25 protein-coding genes and 1 tRNA gene are annotated in these 25881 nt (G+C 36.5%); 18 read left to right on the top strand and 8 right to left on the bottom strand.

Features of this window, described 5'->3' with window-relative positions:
• Positions 1 to 3 precede the first annotated feature (3 nt).
• The 8 genes from QOX03_RS08790 (at position 4) to QOX03_RS08755 (ending at position 5782) form a co-directional block, all read left to right on the top strand.
• Positions 4 to 564: a hypothetical protein gene (locus tag QOX03_RS08790; RefSeq protein ID WP_283670837.1), complete on the top strand. Its 561-nt coding sequence runs from the start codon at positions 4 to 6 to the stop codon at positions 562 to 564.
• 52 nt (positions 565 to 616) lie between these two features.
• Positions 617 to 1105: a hypothetical protein gene (locus tag QOX03_RS08785; protein ID WP_283670836.1), complete on the top strand. Its 489-nt coding sequence runs from the start codon at positions 617 to 619 to the stop codon at positions 1103 to 1105.
• Positions 1041 to 2186 (top strand): RHS repeat domain-containing protein, encoded by a 1146-nt coding sequence (locus QOX03_RS08780; RefSeq protein WP_283670835.1) that lies wholly within the window; start codon positions 1041 to 1043, stop codon positions 2184 to 2186. The genes QOX03_RS08785 and QOX03_RS08780 overlap by 65 nt, the downstream gene beginning before the upstream one ends.
• A 35-nt stretch (positions 2187 to 2221) precedes the next feature.
• Positions 2222 to 2605, top strand: coding sequence for a DUF3997 domain-containing protein (locus tag QOX03_RS08775; RefSeq protein ID WP_283670833.1), 384 nt, complete (start codon positions 2222 to 2224; stop codon positions 2603 to 2605).
• A 233-nt stretch (positions 2606 to 2838) separates the two neighbouring features.
• Positions 2839 to 4026: an RHS repeat-associated core domain-containing protein gene (locus QOX03_RS08770; protein ID WP_283670832.1), complete on the top strand. Its 1188-nt coding sequence runs from the start codon at positions 2839 to 2841 to the stop codon at positions 4024 to 4026.
• A complete protein-coding gene (locus QOX03_RS08765; RefSeq protein WP_283670831.1) occupies positions 4016 to 4477 on the top strand; it encodes a hypothetical protein in 462 nt (153 codons plus the stop codon). Before QOX03_RS08770 ends, QOX03_RS08765 begins: the two co-directional genes overlap by 11 nt.
• Positions 4478 to 4577: 100 nt before the next feature.
• Positions 4578 to 5483: an RHS repeat-associated core domain-containing protein gene (locus QOX03_RS08760; protein WP_283670830.1), complete on the top strand. Its 906-nt coding sequence runs from the start codon at positions 4578 to 4580 to the stop codon at positions 5481 to 5483.
• Complete coding sequence (locus tag QOX03_RS08755; RefSeq protein ID WP_283670829.1) at positions 5483 to 5782, top strand: hypothetical protein; 300 nt, start codon at positions 5483 to 5485, stop codon at positions 5780 to 5782. The genes QOX03_RS08760 and QOX03_RS08755 overlap by 1 nt, the downstream gene beginning before the upstream one ends.
• Before the next feature lie 44 nt (positions 5783 to 5826).
• Here the strand turns inward: QOX03_RS08755 and QOX03_RS08750 are convergent.
• Positions 5827 to 7130, bottom strand: a protein-coding gene (locus QOX03_RS08750) for an IS3 family transposase (RefSeq protein ID WP_283670828.1) whose coding sequence is annotated in 2 segments (ribosomal slippage) — positions 5827 to 6738 and positions 6741 to 7130 — 1302 coding nt in all. Because the reading frame shifts where the segments join, the coding sequence is not laid out codon by codon here.
• Between the two features lie 48 nt (positions 7131 to 7178).
• Here QOX03_RS08750 and QOX03_RS08745 point away from each other — a divergent pair.
• The 3 genes from QOX03_RS08745 to glgX all read left to right on the top strand — a co-directional run bounded on the left by QOX03_RS08745 (position 7179) and on the right by glgX (position 10318).
• Positions 7179 to 7337 (top strand): hypothetical protein, encoded by a 159-nt coding sequence (locus QOX03_RS08745; protein WP_283670827.1) that lies wholly within the window; start codon positions 7179 to 7181, stop codon positions 7335 to 7337.
• 258 nt (positions 7338 to 7595) lie between these two features.
• Positions 7596 to 8294, top strand: coding sequence for an ABC transporter ATP-binding protein (locus QOX03_RS08740; RefSeq protein ID WP_119057609.1), 699 nt, complete (start codon positions 7596 to 7598; stop codon positions 8292 to 8294).
• Positions 8291 to 10318 (top strand): glycogen debranching protein GlgX, encoded by a 2028-nt coding sequence (gene glgX / locus QOX03_RS08735; RefSeq protein WP_283670826.1) that lies wholly within the window; start codon positions 8291 to 8293, stop codon positions 10316 to 10318. The genes QOX03_RS08740 and glgX overlap by 4 nt, the downstream gene beginning before the upstream one ends.
• 76 nt (positions 10319 to 10394) lie before the next feature.
• On the opposite strand, the gene QOX03_RS08730 is transcribed toward glgX, so the two are convergent.
• From QOX03_RS08730 to QOX03_RS08710, 5 genes are read right to left on the bottom strand one after another with little or no spacing between them, the layout of a single operon-like run.
• Positions 10395 to 11372: an ABC transporter ATP-binding protein gene (locus tag QOX03_RS08730; protein ID WP_283670825.1), complete on the bottom strand. Its 978-nt coding sequence runs from the start codon at positions 11370 to 11372 to the stop codon at positions 10395 to 10397.
• A 6-nt stretch (positions 11373 to 11378) separates the two neighbouring features.
• A complete protein-coding gene (locus QOX03_RS08725; protein ID WP_283670824.1) occupies positions 11379 to 12140 on the bottom strand; it encodes a DUF3108 domain-containing protein in 762 nt (253 codons plus the stop codon).
• Positions 12141 to 12188: 48 nt separating this feature from the next.
• Complete coding sequence (locus QOX03_RS08720; protein ID WP_283670823.1) at positions 12189 to 14018, bottom strand: 2-oxoacid:acceptor oxidoreductase subunit alpha; 1830 nt, start codon at positions 14016 to 14018, stop codon at positions 12189 to 12191.
• Positions 14019 to 14021: 3 nt separating this feature from the next.
• A complete protein-coding gene (locus tag QOX03_RS08715; protein ID WP_119058945.1) occupies positions 14022 to 14261 on the bottom strand; it encodes a NifU family protein in 240 nt (79 codons plus the stop codon).
• Positions 14262 to 14267: 6 nt separating this feature from the next.
• A complete protein-coding gene (locus tag QOX03_RS08710) occupies positions 14268 to 15377 on the bottom strand; it encodes an Mrp/NBP35 family ATP-binding protein (RefSeq protein ID WP_119057399.1) in 1110 nt (369 codons plus the stop codon).
• 293 nt (positions 15378 to 15670) lie between these two features.
• Here QOX03_RS08710 and QOX03_RS08705 point away from each other — a divergent pair, with 293 nt between their 5' ends.
• From QOX03_RS08705 to QOX03_RS08690, 4 genes are all read left to right on the top strand, one after another.
• Complete coding sequence (locus tag QOX03_RS08705; RefSeq protein WP_283670822.1) at positions 15671 to 16321, top strand: YceI family protein; 651 nt, start codon at positions 15671 to 15673, stop codon at positions 16319 to 16321.
• A 106-nt stretch (positions 16322 to 16427) separates the two neighbouring features.
• Complete coding sequence (pheS, locus tag QOX03_RS08700) at positions 16428 to 17444, top strand: phenylalanine--tRNA ligase subunit alpha (RefSeq protein ID WP_283670821.1); 1017 nt, start codon at positions 16428 to 16430, stop codon at positions 17442 to 17444.
• The gene (locus QOX03_RS08695) at positions 17444 to 18634 is read left to right on the top strand and encodes a serine hydrolase domain-containing protein (protein ID WP_283670820.1); all 1191 of its coding nucleotides are present in this window, start codon (positions 17444 to 17446) and stop codon (positions 18632 to 18634) included. Before pheS ends, QOX03_RS08695 begins: the two co-directional genes overlap by 1 nt.
• Complete coding sequence (locus QOX03_RS08690) at positions 18631 to 19143, top strand: NUDIX hydrolase (RefSeq protein WP_283670819.1); 513 nt, start codon at positions 18631 to 18633, stop codon at positions 19141 to 19143. Before QOX03_RS08695 ends, QOX03_RS08690 begins: the two co-directional genes overlap by 4 nt.
• A gap of 52 nt (positions 19144 to 19195) precedes the next feature.
• Here QOX03_RS08690 and surE read toward each other — a convergent pair whose 3' ends face one another.
• Positions 19196 to 19963 carry a 5'/3'-nucleotidase SurE gene (surE, locus tag QOX03_RS08685; protein ID WP_283670818.1) on the bottom strand — a complete coding sequence of 256 codons (768 nt, stop codon included), beginning with the start codon at positions 19961 to 19963 and terminating at the stop codon, positions 19196 to 19198.
• A 96-nt stretch (positions 19964 to 20059) separates the two neighbouring features.
• Between surE and QOX03_RS08680 the strand changes: the two genes are divergently transcribed.
• From QOX03_RS08680 to QOX03_RS08670, 3 genes are all read left to right on the top strand, one after another.
• A complete protein-coding gene (locus QOX03_RS08680; RefSeq protein ID WP_283670817.1) occupies positions 20060 to 22192 on the top strand; it encodes a carboxy terminal-processing peptidase in 2133 nt (710 codons plus the stop codon).
• Positions 22189 to 23304 (top strand): ABC transporter permease, encoded by a 1116-nt coding sequence (locus tag QOX03_RS08675; protein WP_283670816.1) that lies wholly within the window; start codon positions 22189 to 22191, stop codon positions 23302 to 23304. The genes QOX03_RS08680 and QOX03_RS08675 overlap by 4 nt, the downstream gene beginning before the upstream one ends.
• Before the next feature lie 65 nt (positions 23305 to 23369).
• Positions 23370 to 23443 (top strand) — tRNA-Asn (locus QOX03_RS08670).
• A 56-nt stretch (positions 23444 to 23499) separates the two neighbouring features.
• On the opposite strand, the gene QOX03_RS08665 is transcribed toward QOX03_RS08670, so the two are convergent.
• Positions 23500 to 25815 (bottom strand): ATP-dependent helicase, encoded by a 2316-nt coding sequence (locus tag QOX03_RS08665; RefSeq protein WP_283671762.1) that lies wholly within the window; start codon positions 25813 to 25815, stop codon positions 23500 to 23502.
• Between the last annotated feature and the right edge of the window lie 66 nt (positions 25816 to 25881).

The raw sequence follows: 25881 nt of genomic DNA, 5'->3' as shown, positions 1-25881 counted from the left end.
ATTATGAAAAAACTTAGAACGATAAGAGAAATTAAAGTACTTATTGCACTCATTCTCAATATATTTCTATTCACATTATGGGAGTATGGGGCTACTAAATATGGTAATAGCATATTTGATTATTTCACTTCTATACCACAATATGGAATCCAATTTACAGAGGTAGATAATAGAATGCTTAGCCGTGCTAACTATGATCCTTTTGTGGGTCCAAACAGCACATTTGTTGCAAGTAACGGAGATAGTATTCATGTTAATAGGATTATTGCTTATACAGACGAGAGCCCTGCACTAGTAAAGGTATTAGCAAACGATAATCAATATTATTATATAGAGGTTAGTTATATAGAAGGAGAAAAGTGGAATACTACACGGATTCTTACTAACATTGACGAGAAAAACTATAGTTGGTATAATTTATCTAAAATACCTTTTCTTTTCCGTACAAGATCTTTAGGTTTTCTTTATATTCTAATAATTATCATCAACTTATTTTATCTTATACTCCTTATTTTAAGGAGATGCATTCTTATAATATACCATTTCCTAAAAACATTATGGTAAAGTATAGACTATATATATATACTCCCTAGTAAGCAATCCCACAAAATGGAAAATGGGAATGGCTATAATAAAGGTTATCCCTATTTTGGAGAACATACATATTCAGGCACATTTATTCATAGAGGTTTTAATAGATTATGGTATGATAAAAAATAGTTTTTTATTACTAATGATTAGTATTATATTACTTTCGTGTAAAGAGAAATCATATTTTATTTATAGAGATATAGAAACAAAAAAATATAAAATATATTTCTATACAATAGGAAATACTACTAATGCATCGTTTAAAGATTCATTAGTAGTATATGATAAAACAAAAGAGACTATTATATTTAAAGAGGGGAGTTATGGATATAGAGATATTAATATTAATAATGAAGATACGCTAAAAGTGTATATATCTTATTATATTGATGATGCTGAAAAAATTAATATAGTTGATAAGAATTTAGTGATTAAATTTATTAAAGACTATGATAAAAAGAAGCCAAAATCAAGAACCACCGGAAGGCTGGCCAAGGCCACCGAAGTTCAATGAGCCGGGAGATGTGCCAGGTCCTCCTGTGCAGTATGGAGACCCGATTACTCCCCAGACCGTAAAAGCAGGATATGGCTTCATAGATAATGGAATAATAGAGAAAAATTTGTATTTTTACCACCCAGACCACTTGGGAAGTTCTTCGTATATTACAGACCGAGAGGGAAGAATAACCCAGCATACGGAATACATAGCGTTTGGAGAGGTGCTCTTTGAAGAACACAGCACAAGCAGGACCATGCCGTATTTGTTTAATGGGAAGGAGCTGGATACGGAGACTGGATTGTACTACTATGGAGCGAGATACTATGACCCGAGAGTATCGCTGTGGCTGAATGTAGATCCGTTAGCGGAAATTCAACCAAACAAGACACCGTACCATTTTGTAAGCAATAACCCTATCAACAGAGTTGACCCTACAGGAATGTTAGACAATCCTATCTACGATGAAGATGGAAACTTCTTAGGAACTGATGATAAAGGGTTGCAAGGTAAGGCTATTGTAATGAAAAAAGATAACTTCACGCAAGGTATGTCCCACGAAGACGCTCTTAGTCATAGTTTAGGTGCTGAAGGATTAAGTAGTTCCGAAGCTCAATCAAGTTTGCTTTCACATTACAACGGGCTAAAAGACAGACCAGATTATGATGGAAGAATAACTTTAAATGAAGCTAATGATTGGTACAGAAATGGTAATGGAGAACCTCTTTTTGCTGATTTAGGACAGTTAAATTTAAGTTCTATTACTCCAAATCAATTTGAAAACAAAGATATAACGTACTTTAATCTATTATTTAGAGGAAATAGAAAAGATGGTCTTGTTTATGGAACAATAGGACTGACAAATCTTGGAAATAATGAAGTAAAAGGATATTTTGATGACTATGATTTTGATATAAGACCTTGGAATAGTGCAGGTAATGTAATTAGGAATATAGAAACTAAAATAGGTGATTGGAAAGCAGGTAATGGAACTGGTTATAGAATTTATTTCTATGGTAAAGGAAGAATAAGCCCTAATAGAGAAGTTTTTACACCTGATAACCCAGGATTACTAAAACCAGGGGAAATTAAATGGTAATTTTAGACTTAATATTGTAGAATATGAAAATTATAATGTTAATATTATCTGCAATGATTTTTGCATCGTGTGGAGGAGGGACGAGTGATTATGCTGAAAAACTTCCGGGAGGATACCAATTTATAAGTGAAAGCAAAGATCAAAGTTTTATATATGGCAAGAATAAACAATATATTCCTTGTAGTGTTGTATCTTATACATTTAATAATGATTTTATTTTAGTTTATCAACAGCCTTCAGAACCCTGTATTCACACAGAAGCGACAGGAATAAAGATCACAAATATAGATGTGATACAATTTTGGATTATTGATGTACAACAAGAATCACTAATGGGACCATTTACATTATCGGAATTTTTGAACCAACGTAAAAAAATGGGTGTACCTAATGAATTAGAACTTAAAATAAAAATATAGATTCTTCAAATAATAAAGCAAAACGCCAGGCTTACAGCTTGGCGTTTTTATTTACATAATGCTTTGCAGTTTGGTTTGTTTAATAAAAGCATCGAGGAGGGCGAAAACGTGTTGTTTGTCGTTCTCTTTTAGTTTTTGAATATCGAGAACCCTGTTTACAATACTTTTTTCCAAAAGAATATCGGTAGAGCCTACCAAGTAATCCAAAGACACTTCGAGAGCTTCGGCAAGTTGTGTGGCAATCTCAATGGACAGAACAGCCTTACCCGAGCCTTGGTTGGCAGAATATAAGGCAAGACCAAGAACCACCGGAAGGCTGGCCAAGACCACCGAAGTTCAATGAGCCAGGCGATGTCCCAGGTCCTCCTGTGCAGTATGGAGACCCGATTACTCCCCAGACCGTAAAAGCAGGATATGGCTTCATAGATAATGGAATAATAGAGAAAAATTTGTATTTTTACCACCCAGACCACTTGGGAAGTTCTTCGTATATTACAGACCGAGAGGGAAGGATAACCCAGCACACGGAGTATATTGCCTTTGGAGAAGTGCTCTTTGAGGAACACAGCACGAGCAAGACCATGCCGTATCTGTTTAATGGGAAGGAGCTGGACAGTGAGACCAATCTGACTTATTTTGGTGCGAGATATCTGGATATGAAAACCAGCCTGTGGCTCAATACTGACCCGCTGGCAGAGAAGTATCCAGAAACATCGCCATATACCTATACATTAAATAATCCTATAAGACTTATAGACCCTGATGGAAAGGCACCAGCTGATATAATCATAAAAGGAAAGAATAACTCCAGTATAACAATAGAAACAGACTTACTGGATATATCTGTAAATGCAGGTTCTATTGTAGGAGATTTAGGCGGAAATTATACTTTACAAGGAAAAGAGGTTTTAGTAGCCGCTTTAGATATTGTTGGCATAGTAGATCCAACAGGGGTGGCAGATATAGCAGCGGCAACATTAGAAGCTGAGCAAGGAAATTGGGGAAGTGCTATATTAAGCGCCGCAGGAGTGGTACCAATAGTTGGAGACATTGGTAAAGTAGGCAAAATAGCAAAACATGTAAAAACTATTGAAAAGGCTATAGATGGAGTTAAAAATACAGGGGAAATAATTACTTCAAAAGCGGCACGAAGAGAAGCAATGAGAAAGGCTGGAATACCAACAAGCCAACCTTTAATTCCTGATAAGGTGGCAAAATCAAAGGATAAAATATTTCTTACAAGAGATAAAAAACATACTGTGCAAGATGCTACAAATGATATAAGTCATAAAGGGGAACCTCATTGGGAAGCAGGGCCAACAAAAAGAGATCCTAGTAGTCCAGATGGATTAAATAGAAGTGGAAGAAACAATAAACCTCAAATAGGAAAACCTAAAGCAAAAGTTTTTTATGAAAAATAGATTAGATTTTTTAAAACGATTAAGAGTGGGTAAAACAAAATTAGATCATTATAAAAGCCTTTTTATTGATTTTAATGATGCTAAATTAATTGATTTAGAGACAAGCGATTCTATTTTAAACAGTATAAATTATACAAAAACCCAAACAGAAATAATAGATTATACTGATGATAATTTTTTGAAATCAATTTTATTAAAAAATATTTACCTCAAAATTGATGACCAATCAAAAGCATACATATTCACAGATGACTTCCAATTTTGTGGATTATTCCTTGTAAATACTAAAGAAGCATTAGAGAAGTCACTAAAAATAGCTAAAGAAGATTATAACCATACTGTCTTTATATTGGAATCTAACAATTATTTTTTTATTAGAATAAATTATTATGATACAACTCATTACGATTTTCCCTTAAAGTATGATATTAGATTAAGTAGTAATGGATAATGTCCCAGATGTATTATTTTTGTTATTAAAAAATGGTAATGTGCCAGATGTGTTGTTTTGATTAGAAATAATATATAACTTACTGATAAACAGAATTAACATGTGGAGAAGAAGATCTTTAAAGCCGTATTTGTTCAATGGGAAAGAGCTGGATACAGAGACGGGGCTTTACTACTACGGAGCGAGGTATTATGACCCACGCATAAGTATCTGGATTTCCGTTGACCCTCTCGCTGAAAAGTACCCTGATATTTCACCATATACTTATGTTGCTAATAACCCTATAAATGCAATAGACCCCGACGGGAGATATATCATCTTTATTGGAGGGCTAAGATTAGGGAAAGGGAATGCAGACCAACAAAGGTCAATGGGTGGTTTTAAAATACACAAGACAGATGTTTATAATTATTGGTCAACGGATAAAAATACTTTTGGACGTTCCGCAGACATAGCTTCTTATTATCAAAACAAGTATAATGATAATAATGTGGGTTTCACAAGTGGGTCTTCTCACTGGAATTCTTCGGCAGAGCAAAGAATGGGTGAAGGAAAACTAAAAGCAGAGTTATTCCACAAAATGGTACAGGATGGGGATATTAAATTAACGGCAGGCGAAACAATAAAAGTAATTTCGCATAGTCAAGGTGGAGCTCACGCAGCTGGTTACGCAGAACAATTGATGTCATATAAGGACAGTAATGGAAATCCGCTATATAATGTTGAAGTAATAGAATATATTACACCTCACCAACCAAAAGATATTACTCACCCAAGTGGTTCGTTAGGAATTCAATATAGTCATCCTGGAGACCCTGTTGCTTCCGATTCGCCTTGGTGGCTACCTAATGGAGGTACTGAATATGGTAAAATAAAAGGAATAGATAAATTCTTTGGAGGTGATATAATGGGAGGTAAGGGACAGCCTCCTTGTGGAGGAGCAGGAGGAAACAGATGCGGGCATAACGTAACTGATAACGACCAATTCATTAAAAAAGGGGAATAATGAAAATAGTAGTTTGGAATTTTATCAAGACATTTTTCGTTATCACTGGAATTGAAATTGTGTTTTTTATTTTAATGATTTTCTTTGTGATGACTGATGAGCCTATTGGGGTGATAGGTAAATCATTAGGAGTATTTGTAAAATACGTTTTAGGCTTTCCTTTGGTTTTATTGAATAGTGAATACCCCTTTTTTATAAATAGTAGCAAACCGCCTAATTATATGATACCGTTGATTATTTTGAATTTGATTATTCAAACAGGCATCGTGCTATTTATCAAAAATCTAATGAAGAAATAGTGTAGCGTCCTAAAAAAGCGTTACAATTAATATTACAAAGATATTTAATTTAATTGATGCTGAAAAGCTATCTTTTCAGCATCAATTTTTTTATATGTTTTGATTTTAATTTTATTCTGTTCGTGCATTTGCTGTGGTGTTAAGTAATGACAGGAATAATGAGGTCTTAGATTGTTGTATTTATCAATAGCATCTTTAACTAATTGAATTTTATCATGTAAATTATTTCCATACATATCAATCATAAATTCTTGCTTTAATATGCCATTTACTCGTTCTGCTACAGCATTAGCATAAGGATCGTAACTTTCTGTCATACTACATAAAATATTATTTTCATTTAGCAAGCATTGGTAATCTGTACTACAATATTGTAATCCTCTGTTCGAGTGATGAATTAAAGGTTGTTTATTGTTTTTCTTTCTGCATTTTATTGCTTTTTTCAACGCAGCTAAACTACTTTGAACATCCAAACTGTCAGAAACATCAAATCCTACAATTTTCTTAGAGTAAGCATCTGTTACTAAAGCGAGATAGAAAGGATTTTCTCGCTTGCCAATATATGTGATATCACTTACCCATTGCTGTTCTGGCTCAGATGGAACAACGTTCTCTATTAAGTTTTTATGTTTTTTAAATCTATGATATGAGTTGGTCGTGATGTGATAACTTTTTTTGGGTTCTATCAGCATATGATTGGCTCTAAGAATATCAAACAACTTATCTCGTCCAACTCCTATTTCTCGTAACTTCTCTTTTAGCATATGGTAAAGTTTACGTGTGCCAATTTTGGGTAATTTATGCCTTATATCTTCTACCATTAACACTACTTGCATGGCTCTGTTTTGTTTGGATTTAATTGCTTTTGCTCTTCTATAATACACTTGTCTTGACTTCCCGAGAAGTTCGCAACTATAACTTATGCTTTTTTGTTGATGCGTTGCGTAGGTGTCAACAACTCGGGTGATGAGTTTTTTCTTATATCGATATTGTACTCTTTTTCAGCTAACTCTATCATTAAATCGAAAATGGCTGCTTTGTCTGAAGAGACTTCTACTTCTTTCTGTAACCGATTCTTTTGCTTCTCAAGCAACTTTATCTTGGATTCTAATTCTTTGATTTTGGCTTCCGCAGATTTTGGCATCTTACTTATTGTTTGGTTTTCCCAGTCAAAGGTACCATATTTTCTGAGCCAACTCACAACTGTAGACCTTGCTTGAATGCCATACTTCCTCTGAACAGATCTTGTGCTCTCTAGTCCACTTTCTACCTCGAATACTACTTGATGTTTGAAACTTAGTGAATAATCCTTTTGTGTACGCTTTACGTAATTTGTCTTGTCTTTCATTTATTTAACGTTTTTATGTAACGCTATTTTAGGACTAGACAAAAACGCTTGTCCTACAAACCCAAAGGGGTAAACCTGCTGTACATTGCTCTTTTGTATGAAGAAAGAGGCGACAAGGTTAATTTTGAGAAATACAGAAAAAAAGTCCCCAACTTGTACAGAGAATGGAAATTAGGACTTGATAACGAAATGATTCCTATTGATTGAGTAGTTCATCCATCCTTAACTTCAAATTTGAATAATCACTCATTAGGTGCGTTTTAAGGTATTTCACCGCATCTTTTTCTTAATAGTTGCATACGCTGTTAGTATGTTTTTTATTTCCTTATTTGTAGGCGCGTCGCCTTTTATGAGTTTGGCTAAATCAATAGCAAATTCAATTTCTGTTTTATTTTGATTGTTTAAAGTTTTTTTAAGGCTTTAGAAAATTCCTTTTATTTTTGCTATTTAAAAAAGCTTCATATAATGCAAATTGAAATCAATCAGTTGAGTAAATTTTACGGGAAACAGCAAGCGTTAAACAATATTAGTTTTAGTTTTTCTGAAAATGAAACGCTCGGTTTGCTCGGACCTAATGGTGCTGGGAAATCAACGTTGATGAAGATTCTTACTGGGCTGCAGAGCCCTGATGAAGGGGGCTTTAAGGTTATAAGAAATGGTGAGGCTATTAATTTTAAAGCCTTTAAAAAAATTTTTGGTTATTTACCAGAGAATAATCCGTTGTATGAGAATATGTATGTTAAAGAATATCTACTATTCGTAGCAAATCTTAGAAAATTAAAACCCCAAAAAGTTGATGAAGTCATTGAGCGAGTCGGTTTAACACTCGAGAAGCATAAATTAATTAAATCCTTATCAAAAGGCTATCGGCAGCGTGTAGGCATTGCGCAAGCGATAATTCATGAGCCAGAATTGCTCATTTTAGATGAACCAACTAATGGTTTGGATCCGAATCAAATTATTGAAATCAGAAATGTAATCAAAGAAATTGGTAGGGCTAAGACGGTGATAATTTCTACGCATCTCATGCAAGAGGTCGAGGCTTTGTGTTCGCGAGTGGTTTTGCTTAAAAAGGGAAATTTAATGGCAGACGAGAATATCCAAAATTTTAAAGGGCAACATTCAAGTCTGGAAGAAGCTTTTCATCAAATGACGAATTTATGAAAAGAAGGTATACCTTGCCAGGCAAAAGTTTTCCGCTAGGAGCAACATTGTATGAGAATGGAGTTAATTTTTCGGTTTTTGCTCCCGAAGCAGAATCAGTGGAGCTTTTACTTTTTGAAAATGAGGTAGATACGAATCCCGAGAAAATTTTTTTAAAGCCTTTAGAAAATAAAACGTATTATTATTGGCACGTTTTTGTACCAGAAATCAGAGAAAATCAACTTTACGGTTACCGTTTGCATGGCGAATATAATCCGACGAGAGGTTTGTATTTTGACGCTTCTAAAGTGATGCTAGATCCGTATGCAAAGATGATTTGTGGAAGCTATGACCGTGCAGCTACAGCAGAGTTTGGTGTTTCTAATTTGCATCATTGCCTCAAGTCGGCCGTCATTAATGATGACTTTGATTGGGAGAACGATATTCACCCTAGGCATGAATTTTCTAGTTCTATTGTTTATGAATTACATGTAGCAGGATTTACCAAGAATTTAAATTCAGGTTTAGAAGAAAACATTAGAGGAACGTATACGGGTTTAATTCACAAAATACCTTATTTGAAATCTCTAGGAATCACAGCCGTAGAACTTCTGCCGATTTTTGCTTTTGACCCGCAAGATGCTCCTGGTAAAAATTTGAACTACTGGGGCTATTCGCCGATTAATTTTTTTGCACTACACACCCCATATGCTTCTGAAGAAGAGCCACAGGCCATTATTCATGAATTCAAGCGAATGATAAAAGCCTTCCATGCCAATAACATTGAAGTTTATTTGGATGTGGTTTATAATCATACGACAGAAAATGATGCTTACAATGGAGGACCTAATTTATGCTTTCGTGGATTTGCCAATAATTCCTATTATTTGATGGATGAAATGGGGAGGTACAAAAATTTTTCAGGAACTGGAAATAGCATCAATGCGAACCATTCGGTGGTGAGACGGATGATCTTAGACTCCCTTAGATATTGGGTAAAAGAAATGCGAGTGGATGGATTTCGCTTTGATTTGGCTTCAGCCTTGTCTAGAGGCGAGAATGGGCAAGTGAAGGAGAATCCACCAGTGCTGTGGAGCATCGATTCAGATCCGATTCTTTCAGAAACCAAAATTATTGCTGAACCTTGGGATGCTACTGGGTTGTACCAAGTTAATGACTTCTCTGGTGATCGCTGGGTAATTTGGAATGATGACTTTAGAGACACCGTGAAAGGCTTTGTCGCTGGGCGAGAAGGAATGGTGGAAAATTTGATGAGCAAATTTATGGGAAGTTTTGGCGATATGCAGATGCGACATCGAGTCTTTAAGCCAGAGCAGTCGCTTAACTTTGTTTCTTCGCATGACGGTTTTACGATGCGAGATTCAGTTTCGTACAACAAAAAAAATAATTGGGCGAATGGCGAAAACAATAGAGATGGACACAACGATTTATACACATGGAACTCTGGCACAGAAGGCGAAACGGAGGATGAAAAAATTTTAGAATTAAGAGATCGTCAACAGAAGAATTTATTTAGCATTTTGCTTCTCTCACAGGGTACGCCTATGTTTTGGATGGGTGATGAAGTGGCGAGAAGCCAGTTGGGGAATAACAATGCGTATTGCCAAGACAATCCGCTGGGGTGGATGAATTGGGATTTGGTGAGAGAAAATACAAATTTTTTAAGCTTTGTAAAAAAATTAATTAATGTCAGCAAAAGCTATGAAGTTTTTTCTCATCAAAATTATTGGCAAACTGAACCAAGCGAAATATACCCATATGTGCAATTTCATGGCGTACGGTTAAATCAACCCGATACTTCCATAAAGTCTCATTCTTTAGCCTGCGAATTAATTTCACCAAAGCATGGGGAACATTTTTTCTTAATCATGAATATGTACTGGGAGTCATTGGATTTTGAATTGCCAGAGGGAGAGTGGAAATTGATTTTTGATACTAAATCGGGGTTTGGCAAAGTAGAAAATTTTAAAGAAACAATCAATTCACCATCGCGATGTGTAATTTTATTATCTTTGAATAATTAATTGTCAATCGATTATTGGCGGCGCGGGGTGAGTGTAGAATGAGCGAATTATAAAATACCCGAAGAATATCAAAAAATTAGTAAACCCAACGGTAATTTTTTATATCGAAATTGATTTTTTCTCCTTTTTTAAAATAATCGGGGTGAAGCGCATAAAAAAAATGATTTTTTGCTATGAATTCAATCTGATATTCTTTACCAAAAAATCTACTATGGATAACTTCACCTTGAAATTTCCCTTCTCGGTAAACTTTAATCTCATGTGGATAGGAAATAACATATTTATTTAAAAAATTCCTTGGGATACCGAATTTTGAAGCATCTTCAGCAGTTAAAATATTATAATTACCAAAAAGTGAAGCGACGTAGGCATTGGCTGGGCTTGCAAAAATTTTCTGAGGGGTTGAGTTTTGTATAGCTTTTCCTTTTCTTAGAATTAAAATTTGGTCAGAAAAACCTAAAGCATCCTCAGCTCGATGCGAAGTAAAAATACAAGCTACTCGATGCTCCCTCAGATATTCCATTAGTTGATGTCTTATTTTCAGATGTAAATTAGCATCCAACTGACTGAACGGCTCATCGAGAAGCAAGAGTTTAGGAAACTTGGCAATGGCTTTAGCGATAGCTACTCGCTGCTGTTGCCCGCCGCTTAATTCGTGCGATTGTTTCTGTAATAAATCCTGAATTTCTAAGATTTCAGCAACTTCTTTGATTCTTTTCTTTTTGTAGTCTAAATCAAGGTTACTCAAGTGCTCGCCAATGTTTTCTTCGATGCTGATAAAAGGAGATAAATTAAAATCTTGCTGCACAAATTTCACATCAGGGTGTCCAGCAATCAGTTGAAAAGCAGGACCTCTTAGTTTATCGTCATTAAATAATATAATCCCTTCATCGGGCTGTAAATTCCCATAAATTAATTTGAGCAAAGTAGATTTGCCACTTCCGCTTTCACCCAATAAACATAAAACCTCATCTGAATTTAATTTGATAGAAATACTTTCAACAGCATTTTGCTCTTGGTGGTAAGAATAGCTGAGGTTTTTGATGTTTAGCATAGAAATTTATTTGAACAAGATAGGGTATTTTAAATTTTTGTAGTTATGTAAATCCATCTTGAGAGAACCTACCGCAAGTTCAGCTTCGATGCGTAGAGGAATTAGATTATCATCATCACTCACCCAAATTTTCACACTTTCATTCTCTCTGAAGACGCGCCCTTTCTGAACATAAGGTTTCATGCGAATAGCTTCAATTTCACCAAATTTGGTAGAAATTTTTTCTCGTCCCTCGACGACTAATTTAAACGGATAAATTTTTTCATCCATAAAGATATTAATATTGATACTACTTCCGTTTTTGTAGTAAGAATTATCTTTCGTCCTCAAGAAATAAAAGGCAGAAAGCATATCCTGTACCTCTGTATTGAATTTGTAAGTTGTACTCTTACCTTTTTTGAAGTCTTTCACTTCCACCTGTTGAGAAGAGTGGTCAAAACTTAGCTGCTTGTTTTTAGTATAGCCTCCTTCCCTGATGTCTCGAATAAATAAACTAGGTTTTTTAGTCGCAGGGTCAATATAGGTTTCGTATCGGTCATCTACTTTGAAAAATATACGTACCGCACCCGAAGTTGAGCCTTCACCTTTTACGTGAAAATGAGAGCGACCATTCAGGCTCTCGTTGCTTACCTTTAGCGAAGCAAATCCAGCATTTAAAAATCCATAGTGTACGCGATATTGTAAATATTCCCCAGATTGATAAGCTTGGGAATAGCTAAAATTTGAAAAAAAAGGTATTATTATAAAGAGGAATAAATATTTTTTCATGCTAAAATGTTTATTCATAGAATTCAAATAATCTGCCAATTTTTTAAACTATTTAAGTAAGTCCATTACACGATCAGCAATTTCGTTTGCAGTGAAAGGAACTCCTTGTATTTTATTAAGTCCAATGGCATCAACCAAAAATTTCTCTCGGAGGATTTTAATTAATTGCCCATGGTTTAATTCTGGCACTAAAATATGCTTAAACTGATTTAAAATTTCACCAACCCCATGCTGCAAAGGATTGATGTAATCTAAATGCAAATGAGCGATTTGAATTTGCTGAGCCTCCAACATACGGATTCCAGCCTTTACCGAACCGTAAGTACCGCCCCAGCTGACAATCAAAACTTCACTATTTAAACTTCCTGAGTTTAATTCTGCTGGCGGTAAAAAATCTGCGATTTTCTCAATCTTAGCTGCTCGTTCCTGCACCATAAACTGGTGATTCTCTGGGTTGTAGCTTACATTCCCCGTTAGGTGTTGTTTTTCTAATCCCCCAATGCGGTGCTCAAAGTCTTTCATGCCAGGGGTAGCCCATTTTCTTACACCTCTTTCATCTTTTTCATAAGGTAAAAATTGACCTTCATGATTTAGATGGATATTTTGATTTTGAATTTTAATTTTTTCCAAACTCTCTGCTCGAGGGAAAAGCCAAGGCTCTGAGCCATTCCCCAAATACCCGTCTGATAATAAAATGACAGGCGTCATGTGCTCCAATGCTATTTTTGAAGCTTTGAAGGCCATCTCAAAACAATGACTAGGAGAATGAGCTGCGACAACAACAACAGGAGCCTCTCCATTTCTACCATACAGTGCTTGTAATAAATCTGCTTGTTCAGTTTTGGTCGGTAAGCCTGTAGATGGGCCTCCACGTTGAACATTAATAATCACTGCGGGTAATTCTAGCATTAACGCCAAGCCCATTGCTTCAGCTTTTAGTGCAATTCCTGGACCTGATGAGGCAGTAACGGCAAGGTCTCCAGCAAAAGCTGCTCCGACAACGGCTGCCATTGCTGCTATTTCATCTTCTGCTTGGAAGGTTTTGATACCAAAATTTTTATACGCTGATAAAAAATGTAAAATATCTGAAGCTGGCGTAATGGGGTAGCCACCATAGAATAAATCCAAATCAGCCTTGTTGGCAGCAGCAATCAATCCTAGAGATAAAGCTTGATTACCCGTAATGTTTCGGTATTTCCCAGGGGCGACCTTAGCAGGTTTTACTACAAATCTTTCGGTAAATGTATCGGTGATTTCACCATAGTGATAACCTGCCTTTAGCACCTTTTCATTTGCTTCTAGAATTTCAGGTTTTTGAGCGAACTTGGTTTTAAGGAACTGAAGTGTGTAATCCAATGGGCGATTGTAGAGCCAGTAGACAAAACCTAGAGCAAACATATTTTTTGTTCGGTCTTTATCCTTTGTTCCTAGATCAAAATTTTTTAAGGCTTCAGAAGTTTGCCCAGAAATATCAATCGAATAAAGTTGAAATTTTTCTTTAGCTTTATCTAAAGGATTTTCGTCTAATTTTGCAAGCCTTAAATTTTTCCCATCAAAACCACTTTCGTTAACAATCAGAATGCCATTTTCTTTAAGCCTACTTATATTTTTGATGAGTGCTGCAGCGTTCATCGCAACCATCACGTCAAAGTAATCTCCAGGAGAAGTGATGTCCACACTTCCAAAATGTAGCTGAAAACCAGAAACTCCTGCCACTGTTCCCGCTGGAGCGCGGATTTCAGCAGGAAAATCAGGGAAGGTGCTAATGTCATTCCCCATATGAGCAGATGTGTTTGTGAATTGAGATCCTGTCAGCTGCATCCCATCGCCAGAATCTCCAGCAAATAAGATGACAACTTGATTTAATTCTTTATTCAAAATTTAATTCTTTATGTAATTTACAACTTGTTTGATTTCAGGAGCGTGTTTTTTTACGGTCATTTCTACCCCAGATTTTAAAGTCATTTGATTTACGGTGCAGTCAATACACGTTCCTAGCAATCTGATGGTTACAATTTGATTTTCAATAGAAATCAACTCTATGTCTCCGCCATCTTGGCGTAGATAAGGCCTTATTTCATCTAAGGCTCTCATGACTCTTTTCTCTAAATCTTCTTTCATAATTTATCAACTTGAGCACCCAGACATTGTTGTGATGCGAACAATTTCAGTTGGAGGCAAATTGGTATTTCTTTCAACTAAGCTTTTGACCATATTTTTTGTAATGGAACGGTAAATTTCGCTGGCTAAAGAATTAGCCTCAGCTGTGGCTGGTCGACCTTGGTCTCCTCCTTCTCGGATGCCTTGAATCAAGGGGACTTCACCTAAGAAAGGAACATTTAATTTATCTGCTAAATTTTTAGCCCCGTTTTTACCAAAGATATAGTATTTATTCTCAGGTAATTCTTCGGGAGTAAAATACGACATGTTTTCAACAATACCCAAAACAGGAACATTAATGCTTTCTAGTTGAAACATATTAACTCCTTTTCTTGCATCGGCTAAAGCCACATCTTGTGGTGTACTTACGATTACAGCTCCCGTCACTGGAACTTGCTGAACCAAAGATAACTGAATGTCTCCCGTGCCTGGAGGTAAATCAACAATCAAAAAGTCTAATTTACCCCAATGTGCATCATGGATTAGCTGTTGTAGAGCCTTAGAAGCCATTGCTCCTCGCCATACGACAGCTTGATCTATTGCGGTGAAAAAACCGATGGATAAAATCTTAATGCCATAGCTCTCGATGGGTTCCATTTTGCTTTTCCCGTTCACATTAACGGAGTGAGGTTTAGCTCCCTCAACATCAAACATGGTAGGAATAGAAGGCCCGTGTATGTCAGCATCTAGCAAACCTACTTGAAAGCCCATTTCTCTCAAACTCACAGCCAAATTAGAGGCAACGGTAGACTTGCCGACACCGCCCTTGCCCGAAGCTACAGCAATGATATTTTGAATCCCATCAATTTTTTTCCCTAAAATTTGAGGATTTTCTTTTGAAGGACTTGGCTTTGCAGTGCTTTTAACTTCTACGCGTACTTGCACATCAGCATCAGGGAAGTCTTGGTGAATGCTTTCTGTCAATTTATCTTCCAGCTTCTTTTTGTCATGCATAGCAGGTGATGGAGAAACAGCGTCAATCATCACTTTGTTGCCAAAAATTTGAATGTTTTTCACCCATTTTTCGGCATTTATCTCTTCTAGGATATTCTTTATTTTATTTTTATCTATAGACATAGTTCTATTCGTCTTCTTGCAAATATAGTAAAGAAAAATAAGTCATCTAAGAAAGCTAAAGGCTTGCTTGTTAAAATTACAGCACAAATTTGTTAAACTTTTTTTAAGCCTTAAAAAAATAAAAGCCTTAAAAAAAAACAGTTAGTTTACTGTAGGAAAACCCTTATCATTCGCAAGAATTCTACTTAACGTTATATTATCAGGTAGATGATTTTTCTATAATTCCTAAAGAAAAACATTTTATGACTTGTGTCACAAATTAAAATTAATTATTTTTGTAAAAAATTTAGAATATGAAAAAATTAATACTAAGCATTGCTGTCGTTTCCTCTATATCATTTATCTCTTGTGAGAAGAAAGAAGCCGTAGCCGTACAAGATGCACAAGAAACAGCTGTGGCTACAGAAGGGGCAGCGGCTTACACTGTTGATAACACGGTTTCCACCGTTACTTGGAGAGGGTACAAAATTTACGAAGGCGAAACCGAAGAACAAGGTCATTATGGTACGATGCCAGTGAAAAGTGGTGAAATTCATACAGAAAACGGACAAATCACAGCAGGTGATTTCATTATTGACCCAACTATGCTTGTGAGCCATGATTTAGAAGGAGAACCTGAAGATAAGGCGAAGCTAGAAGGGCACTTGAAGTCAGAAGACTTCTTGGATGTAGAAAAATACCCAGAAGCAACTTTCAATATCACAAATGTAGCAGCTATTGAAGGTCCGTTCAATACAGAAATCAGTGGGAACTTCAAATTAAGAGAGGTTGAAAAAAACATCACCTTCAAAGCAAATGTAAAAGAAGATGCTGATAAAGTTACTCTAGACTCAGAAGAATTTACTATCAATCGCCAAGATTTTGGGATTACATTCAAAGGAGGTAAAGGTTCTGTAATCAAAGATAACGTAACAATAAAAGTAAACGTTGTAGCAAATAAATAAACTTAATTTTTTTGAAATTTAAATAAAGCCACCCCAAAAAAAAGGTGGCTTTATTCATTCGGTAGATGAAAATATTTTTTGATATTTGTACGCCAACGAATTTTTTATGATAGAAAAAATCCAAAAACTTCTAGAAGAAGTAGCACGTTTTAATCAGCAAGAAGAGAAACAGATTGAAGAATTTCGATTAAAATTCTTGTCTAAAAAAGGAATTTTGAATGATTTATTTGCTGATTTTAAAAATGTACCTAGCGAAGAAAAAAAGGACGTCGGGCAAGCGCTTAATCAGCTGAAACAAGCTGCTGCAGAAAAAATTGAAGCTTTAAAAAATCAAAGCAAAGAAAATGAAGTGCAACGGAATGTGCAAGATTATACCAAACCTGGCTTGCCAAGCCCAGTAGGTGCTCGCCACCCGATAAATATTGTGAAAAACAGAATCATAGAAATTTTCAAGAGAATAGGTTTTAGCCTATCAGATGGGCCCGAAATTGAAGACGATTGGCATAACTTCACAGCACTAAATTTGCCAGATTACCACCCAGCGAGAGACATGCAAGATACATTCTTTGTTCAGCAAAATCCAGATGTTTTGTTGCGTACCCATACATCTTCGGTACAAATTCGCTATATGGAAAATCATCAGCCGCCGTTCAGGATTCTCTCCCCTGGGAGGGTTTACCGTAACGAAGCAATTTCTGCGCGCTCGCATTGCATGTTTCACCAGATAGAAGGTTTATACATCGATAAAGAAGTTTCTTTTGCTGATTTGAAGCAAACTTTACAGTATTTTACCACTGAACTTTTTGGTAAATCCAAAATTCGACTTCGCCCGTCTTACTTCCCATTCACTGAGCCAAGTGCAGAAGTAGATGTATATTGGGGTTTGAACTCTGAGACAGACTATAGAATGACCAAAGGCACAGGCTGGCTAGAAATCATGGGCTGTGGTATGGTAGACCCTAATGTGTTGAAAAACGTCAGTATAAACCCAGAAGAATATAGCGGATTTGCTTTTGGGATGGGGATAGAAAGAATTGCTCTTTTGCTTTATCAAATTGATGATATTAGACTTTATTTTGAAAATGATTTACGTTTTCTCCAGCAGTTCCAAAGTGAAAGATAATGCGCATTTTCTTTTTTCTTTTTCTAAGCTTGCTTTGGGGATGTGCAGGGAGTTCTCCCGATGAATCCCCTGCAGGAAATGCTGAGCAAAAACGCATTTTGGCCTATCCGACATTTACAGAACAGCCGAAACTGGGGAATTTAAAAAATACTCAACCCAAAGATTCGATTGAGAGAACCTTGGAGGCTTTTTATCAGCAACTTTGGCTTAAAAACGGAGTGAGTGGCGGCCTGCTTGTTGCTAAAAATGGAGCTATTATTTTTGAAAAATACTTAGGCTATGAAAATTTTTTAAGCCTTAAAAAAATGAAAGAAAATTCTCCGTTACATTTAGCTTCCATTTCTAAAGTTTTGACATCTTTGGCTATTTTGAAATTAGCAGAGCATCAACTTCTGAGGTTGGATGAGCCAGTGATGGAGGTTTTGCCTGATTTTATTGATAAAAACATCACCATCAGGAACTTGCTTTCGCATCGGAGCGGTTTACAGAATTACGCTTACTTTCAGCCTGATGAAAAGTTTTGGAGAGAAGGAGAGATGAAATCCAACCAAGATATTTTAGATTACATCAATCACGGGCTAGATGAAAGAACGGCTTCAGCCAATAAAAAATTCAATTATTGCAATACCAATTATGCGATTTTGGCACTCATTATAGAGAAAGTAACAGGAGCGTCTTATGCCGAAGCGATGCAAAATATTTTATTTAAGCCTTTAAAAATGGAAGATACCTTTGTGTTTCAGATTCAGGATTCGGCAAAAGTGAGCCAGTCTTACGGTTCGGGGGGGAAGCGCTGGGAATGGACTGATTTAGATCAAATTTATGGAGATAAAAATATCTATTCCACACCACGAGATTTGCTTCGGCTAGATAAGGCAATGTATCAGAGCGATTTTCTTTCTCCAACACTTTTTGCTGAGATGAAAAAAGGCTATAGCTACGAGAACCCAGGGATTAAAAACTACGGCCTGGGCATGCGCCTGATGGAATGGGAAGATGGGGAAACATTGTATTACCACAACGGCTGGTGGCATGGCAATTACACGGTGTATGTGAGAGATGAAAAAAATAAAACAACGCTCATCGCTTTGGGGAATAAACAAATACGCTCGGTTTATGATGTTTTCTCGTTAGCTGGTTATTTTGGTAATTACCCTGTTGGCTTTGAAAGGTTAAAATTAAATCTATGAATTCACTTTTTAAACATTGTCCGCAGTGCGGCTCAACACAACATTCTTTCGTCAATAATCACAAATTTACTTGCCATGAATGCAAATTCGAATATTACCATAACATGGCAGCAGCTGTGATGTGCGTTATTAAAAAAGAAGATAAATATTTATTCACTATAAGAAACAACGAGCCAGCGAAGGGAATGCTGGATATGCCTGGCGGATTTGTAGACCCAGGAGAGTCGGCAAAAGAGGCTGCGATTCGAGAATTGAAAGAAGAGTTGGGCTTAGATTTAGAGGCTTCAGATTTAGAAATGCTGGATACGTTTCCCAATAAATATGAGTTCAAAGGAATTCATTATCAAACACTTGATGTTATTTTTAGAGTCATTTTGAATAATAATGTGGAATTAATCATTCAAGATGAAGAAATCAGCGATTTACTTTGGCTGGCAGCTGAGGAGGTGGAGGAAGAAAAAATGGGCTTTGAATCTTCTAAAAACGTGGTTAGAAAATATGTTAAATAAAAGTCAAATAAAAAGTGAATAAAATTTTTAAAGGCTTAGAAAATTTAAGCCTTTAAAAACCCCACTGATTTAATTCGCCAATAGCTTGATGATTGGTCAAGTCAAATTGCACAGGAACCACAGAAATATAACCATTTTCTAGCGCCCATTCATCGGTGTCGTCGCCTTGGTCTAGGTTCACAAATTTGCCAGTCAGCCAATAGTAATCTCTTCCGCGGGGGTCTTTTCGTACTTCAAATTCCTCATCCCATTTGGCGTGTGCTTGTCGGCAAACTTTAATGCCTTTGATCTTAGATTTTTTAAGTTTTGGGATGTTTACGTTTAGTACCCAACTTTTTTGTATTTTATTTTTTAAGGCTTGCAAAATTATTTTTTCTATAAAATCCTCAGCTGCATCAAAATCAGCGTGATAGCTCAAGTCACAGAGGGAGAAACCAATGCTTGGGATGCCTTCTATCGCAGCTTCTACTGCAGCAGACATCGTACCAGAATAAATTACATTGATAGAGGAATTAGAGCCGTGGTTAATCCCAGAAATACATAAATCTGGGTGGCGGGGTAAAATTTTGTCACAAGCAATTTTCACGCAGTCAACAGGAGTGCCAGAGCAAGACCATTCAAACTCGGCACCGCCCTTCAATTTCATTTCTTCAATGTGTAGTGTGGAATTAATGGTAATGGCATGTCCCATAGCACTTTGTGGGCTATCAGGAGCCACGACATAGACTTCACCAATTTTTTTAGCAATACTGATGAGTTTTCGTATTCCTGGGGCAGTAATTCCGTCGTCGTTGGTAACTAAAATTAGTGGTTTTTCCATAAAAAAGTTATATTTGCGTATTGCAAAAATAATTAAATGATATTTCTATCATAAAATTGGTTTTAAAATTGACTGTCTTTTAACAAATAATTTGAAATGTATTACTTGAGAAAAACTTACGTTCTTCTTTCTTTCCTCTTTATGTCACTACTGGTGTTCTGTTATTGCACACCATTTTCCTTTTCTAATGATGATGATGAAAAGGCGAAAGAAATCATCAAAAACGTGAGAAGAAGTTTGGGAATATTACATTACTCTGCCCCTAAAATTGATGATGATTTTTCGGCGAAGGTTTATAAAACATACATGCAGAGTCTAGACCCGAATAAAACTTTTTTTAAGGCTTCTGATATGAAGTTTTTTAATCAGTTTGAAGATAAATTGGATGAGGCTTTTGAAAAAGAAGACATCACGCTATATAAAGCAACGGTAGATACCCTCTACAAGAGATGGGATGAGCTAAATGCACTGACTAAAGAAATTTTAAAATCAGATTTAAACTTCAACGAAAATGATTCTGTAATTTTAGATTTTGATGAAGCTACTTACCCCGCAACAGACCAAGGCTGGGCAAAAAGATGGGAAAAACGATTGAAAGTAAGTGTGTTGCAAGAAATTATTTTGCTACAAGAGTCAGCGAAAGACTCAGCGCTTTGGGCGAGAAGGGATAGTGTAGGTTTCGGTGAAGATGAGTTTGATCCCAGAAATAAGTCTTTGGCTGCACTAGAAACCGAAGCTAAAAAGCAGGTCGAGGAAATGACATCAGAGATGTTTCGCCGAAATATGGTGAAAAATAAATTTGATTATTTCTCTTTCTTCATGAATGCCTTTACAACCACATTTGACCCCCATACGAACTTTTTCTCACCAAAGCAGAATGAAGATTTTGAGTTGATGATGAGCGGGCAACTGGAAGGAATTGGCGCAACATTGACGGATGAAAAAGGCTATCCTACTATTCGAAGTTTAGTCGTAGGAGGACCAGCATGGAAACAGGGAGAACTAGAAGTAGAAGATAAGATTACAAAAGTAATAGAACTGAACAAAGAGCCTGTGAATGTTGTGGGTATGGCGCTAGAAGATGCAATCCGCCACATTAGAGGGAAAAAAGGAACAAAGGTTACTTTGGTCGTTAAGAAAAAAGATGGTTCCTTCAAAAACATTACGATAGAAAGAGATGTTGTAGAACTAGAAGAAACCTTTGCAAAAAGTAGTATTTTACAAACAAAGGAGGGGCGTCAGTACGGCATTATCAATCTACCTTCTTTTTACTTGAATTTTGATGGAAAAGGACACGACGCTTCTGATGATGTAAAACGTCAGATTGAAGCTCTGAAAGAAAGTAACGTAGAAGGAATTATTTTTGACCTGCGTGGTAATGGAGGAGGAGATTTGGAAGAGACTGTAGAAATCGTAGGTCACTTCATACCAAGTGGTCCTGTGGTGCAAGCTGTGAGAAGCGATGGCGATAAAAAAGTTTTTGCAGATAAAGATAAAAGCATTAGCTGGTCTGGTCCGTTGGTAGTTTTGGTCAATGAGTTATCCGCTTCAGCTTCAGAGATTATGGCAGCTGCACTGCAAGATTACGGTCGAGCCATCATTATAGGAAGCCCGCAAACTTATGGCAAAGGAACGGTACAAATCATGAGACCACTAAATTGGTTTAGTGGAGGCAGTGAAGACTTGGGCAGATTAAAGTTTACTTATCAAAAATTTTACCGTATCAACGGAGGCTCCACACAGCTGAGAGGAGTGTCTTCTGATATTGTAATCCCAGATAGATATAAATACATAGACATTACAGAATCTAGTAACGAAAGCGCTTTGCCATGGGATCAAATATCGGCACAGACCTTCACCCCGTGGAAAGAGAAGCAAAAGCTGAAAAAGCTAATCTCAAATTATAGAGTTGATAAAATAACAGATAAAAATTTCAAATCTTTGGATGAATATGCTCGTTGGATGAAGCAAATCAGTGATGACCATATGATTTATTTAAATATCAATAAATTTAAGGCAGATTATGAGCAACGAGAAAAAATGGGAAAAAAATTTGATACCTTATCAAAGTATAAAAATGGATTTAACTTCAAACCAGTAAATTATGAAATCCCTTTAATCGAGAAAGATACCGTCTTGGCAGAACGAAGAAAAAAATGGCAAGAAGCAATGGGCAAAGATATTTATTTACAAGAAGCAGTCAGAGTTTTGAAAGACTGGAATAAATGATATTAAAGGGAAATTCTCTTTTAAAAAAAGCCATCGTTAAATTATCAAAAGATTATTTAGCGATGGTTTCTTTGTTCATCGTTTTTTCTGCTGGTTTTATCAGTTTTTTTGCTTACGGTTTAGCGGTAGATAAAACCAAAGACGCCGCATTACAAAATTTGGTCTTAAAGTACAAGCCAATAGCTTATGAAACACAAATACTGAAGCTTCCGCTACAAAACTACTCTGAGCAGAAAGGATTTGCACCCTTTTTTTTTGGTAAAGAAATTGATTTTGAAGAGATTGCCGTAGAAGAAGTTCAACTCAAAAATGATAGTCTATACTACAAACCCTACATCGGAGAAGAATTAGAAGCAGAAGTCAAAAAAATTCCAATATCAGTTTTTACAGAAAAGGGAATAGAAAAGGAGAATATTCTTAAAAATTTTCTAAGCCTTAAAAAATTTTTTTTAGGAACCGACAGCTTTGGTCGTGATTTTTACTCTCGGTTAATCATAGGAACACGCATTTCTTTTTTTGTAGGATTTGTAGCCGTAGCGATTTCAGTTACTATTGGAGTTATTGTAGGAGCTCTTGGCGGCTACTACCGAGGTAGAATTGATGCTATTGTGATGTGGGTAATCAATGTTGTGTGGTCGATTCCCACACTACTTCTAGTGATGGCAATTACACTGGCTATCGGGAAAGGCTATTGGCAAATTTTTCTTGCGGTGGGCTTAACAATGTGGGTTGAAGTCGCTAGAGTTGTGAGGGGGCAATTTCTAAGTTATCGAGAAAAAGAATTTGTAGAGGCAGCAAGGGCGCTAGGTTATTCTGATTTAAGAATCATTTTCAAAGAAATCTTACCCAATGTAGTAGCGCCAGTGATTGTAATTTCAGCAGCAAATTTTGCTGCAGCAATATTGGTAGAGAGTGGCCTGAGTTTTTTAGGGATAGGAGCGCAGCCGCCCACGCCTAGCTGGGGAAACATTATCAAAGAGCATTACTCTCACATTATTCTAGACCAGCAACACCTAGCTATTTTACCTGGGTTGTGTATTTTAGTGCTAGTTTTAGCGTTTAATATCTTCGGGAATAAATTGAGAGACGCATTGGATAATAAAAATATTTAAAAAAAAACTTTAAAATTTGGCAGATTAAAAAAAACTTTATTATATTTGCATCCGATTTAGAGCATTCCTCTTTAGCTCAGTTGGTTAGAGCATCTGACTGTTAATCAGAGGGTCCTTGGTTCGAGCCCAAGAAGAGGAGCTTTTAAAGAAAAACCACCTGCAGAAATGTAAGTGGTTTTTTTGTTTCTATAAATTTTAATTTAAAATTCGAAGTTTTGCGAATTTCAGCAAAAGATTTTTTTCACCACTCGTTTCAAATAAAATGGTAGCCTTTTCATTACTAGGCTCACCGCTAAGTGCTTTAACTTCACCACGGCCAAATCGGTCGTGAATCACTTTTTGCCCGACTTTTAACTCTTGGTGAGCAGAAACCCCTTGCTGAATTTTGGCTTTTTCTAAAGGCTTTAAATCTTTTTTTGAGGAAAGATTGAGTTTCTTTTTCTGAAAATCTTTTGGTCTTTTTCGTTCAAAATGAGAAATCGGTTGACCTCCAAAAATAGATTCGTCTAAACCACTATTATTAAAAGTAGAAATGGGTGCAGGATTGACCCAATCAAGGAATTTATCATCGATTTCCTCTAGAAATCGGCTAGGTTCGGCATCAATGATTTTCCCCCAGCGAGCTCTAGAAACCGAATAAGTCAAGAAAGCTTGCTGCTCAGCACGGGTAAGCGCAACATAAAACAGGCGTCGCTCTTCTTCCAGCTCTTGGCGTGTATTGAGATTCATTTGTGAAGGGAAAAGATTTTCCTCCAAACCTGCTACAAAAACCACAGGAAACTCTAGGCCTTTAGCTAAATGCACCGTCATCAGAGCTACTTTGTTGCTGTCTTCATTCTCGTTATCAGCATCAGTCGCTAGCGCAATATTTTCTAAGAAACCTTGCAAACTAGGGTCGCCGTCTTCTAGCTGTTCTTGCTCTTCTGCATAGCCTTGCATACTGTTGAGCAACTCCTGCAAGTTCTCCATTCGGGTGATTCCTTCAGGCGTTTCGTCTTCTCTCAGCGTATTGAGCAAACCACTTTGTTTGGCTATCTGCAAACCTAGATCATAAATATTATTGTTCTTCAATAAAACACCAAAACTTTGAATCATGGTAGTAAAATCATGAAGTTTTTTGATGACTCCTGATGAAACACCTAAATATGGGCCATGCTGATTGAGATTTTCCATCACTTCAAATAAACTCAAGTGATGCTCATCGGCATACACCAGCAATTTTTGTATTGTAGAGTCTCCAATACCACGCTTAGGGTAATTGATGATACGCAAAAGCGCTTCTTCATCTTTTTTATTCACCAATAAGCGCAAATAGGAAACCAAATCTTTAATTTCTTTTCGCTGAAAGAATGAAATGCCACCATAAATTCGGTACGGAATGTTTTTTTTCCTCAGCGCTTCTTCTAGAGCTCGAGATTGTGCATTGGTTCGGTACAAAATAGCAAAATCTTCTTCTTGAAAATTTTCATTCATTTTCAGTTCAAAAATTTTAGAAGTGATGTACCTCGCCTCATCAGCATCAGTCAATGCACGATAAACTGGAATTTTATTTCCCTCTTGATTGGCTGTCCACACATTTTTTTCTAGCTGATCGCGGTTATTTTTGATGATGTTATTGGCAGCGTTGACGATATTTTGTGTAGACCTGTAGTTTTGTTCCAGCGCAAAAGATTGTGCATCATTATAATCTTTTTTAAAGTTTAAAATATTTCGAATATTTGCCCCACGAAATGCATAAATACTCTGCGCATCATCTCCTACGACACAGATGTTCTCATAGCGAGAAGCTAAAGCCTTCACAATCAGATACTGTGAATGATTTGTGTCTTGATACTCATCAACAAGAATGTATTTAAAACGCTCTTGATATTTTGCCAAAACCTCTGGAAACCGAGTCAAAATCTCATTGGTACGCAATAATAAGTCATCAAAATCCATAGCACCAGATTTGAAACAACGTTCCACATAAGCTTGGTAAACTTCTCCCGTTTTGGGCTTCAGAGCAGCGGCATCAGCATCCATCAGCTCTGGATTGTTGTAATAAGCTCTAACGGTAATTAGATTATTTTTAAACTGAGAAATGCGATGCAGCAAGGTTTTAGGTTTATAAACATCGATGTCCAGTTGTAAATCTTTAATCACTTTTCGCATCACCGAAAGTGCATCCTGCTGATCATATATCGTGAAATTAGAAGGGTAGCCCAAGCGGGGCGCCTCGACACGCAAAATTCGAGCAAAAACTGAGTGAAAAGTCCCCATCCAGATGCTTTTAGCTTCAGACTCGCCTACTACTTTAGCAATTCTTTCTTTCATTTCGCGAGCGGCCTTATTGGTAAACGTAAGAGCCAAGATATTAAAAGCATCAACTCCGTTATTTATAAGATGTGCGATGCGGTAAGTCAAAACACGTGTTTTCCCAGAGCCCGCACCAGCAATCACCATCACAGGGCCTTGGGTGGCTTGTACCGCTAATTTCTGAACTTCATTTAACTCGTCTAGATAATTTGCCATGCCCCAAAGATACAATTTAAGTAAGTATGCCAAATAATTTTTAAGCCCAGATTACACGATAGGCAA

The organism is Candidatus Ornithobacterium hominis, assembly GCF_951229915.1.
Lineage (GTDB): Bacteria > Bacteroidota > Bacteroidia > Flavobacteriales > Weeksellaceae > Ornithobacterium > Ornithobacterium hominis.
This window is presented reverse-complemented; position numbering and strand designations above follow the sequence as displayed.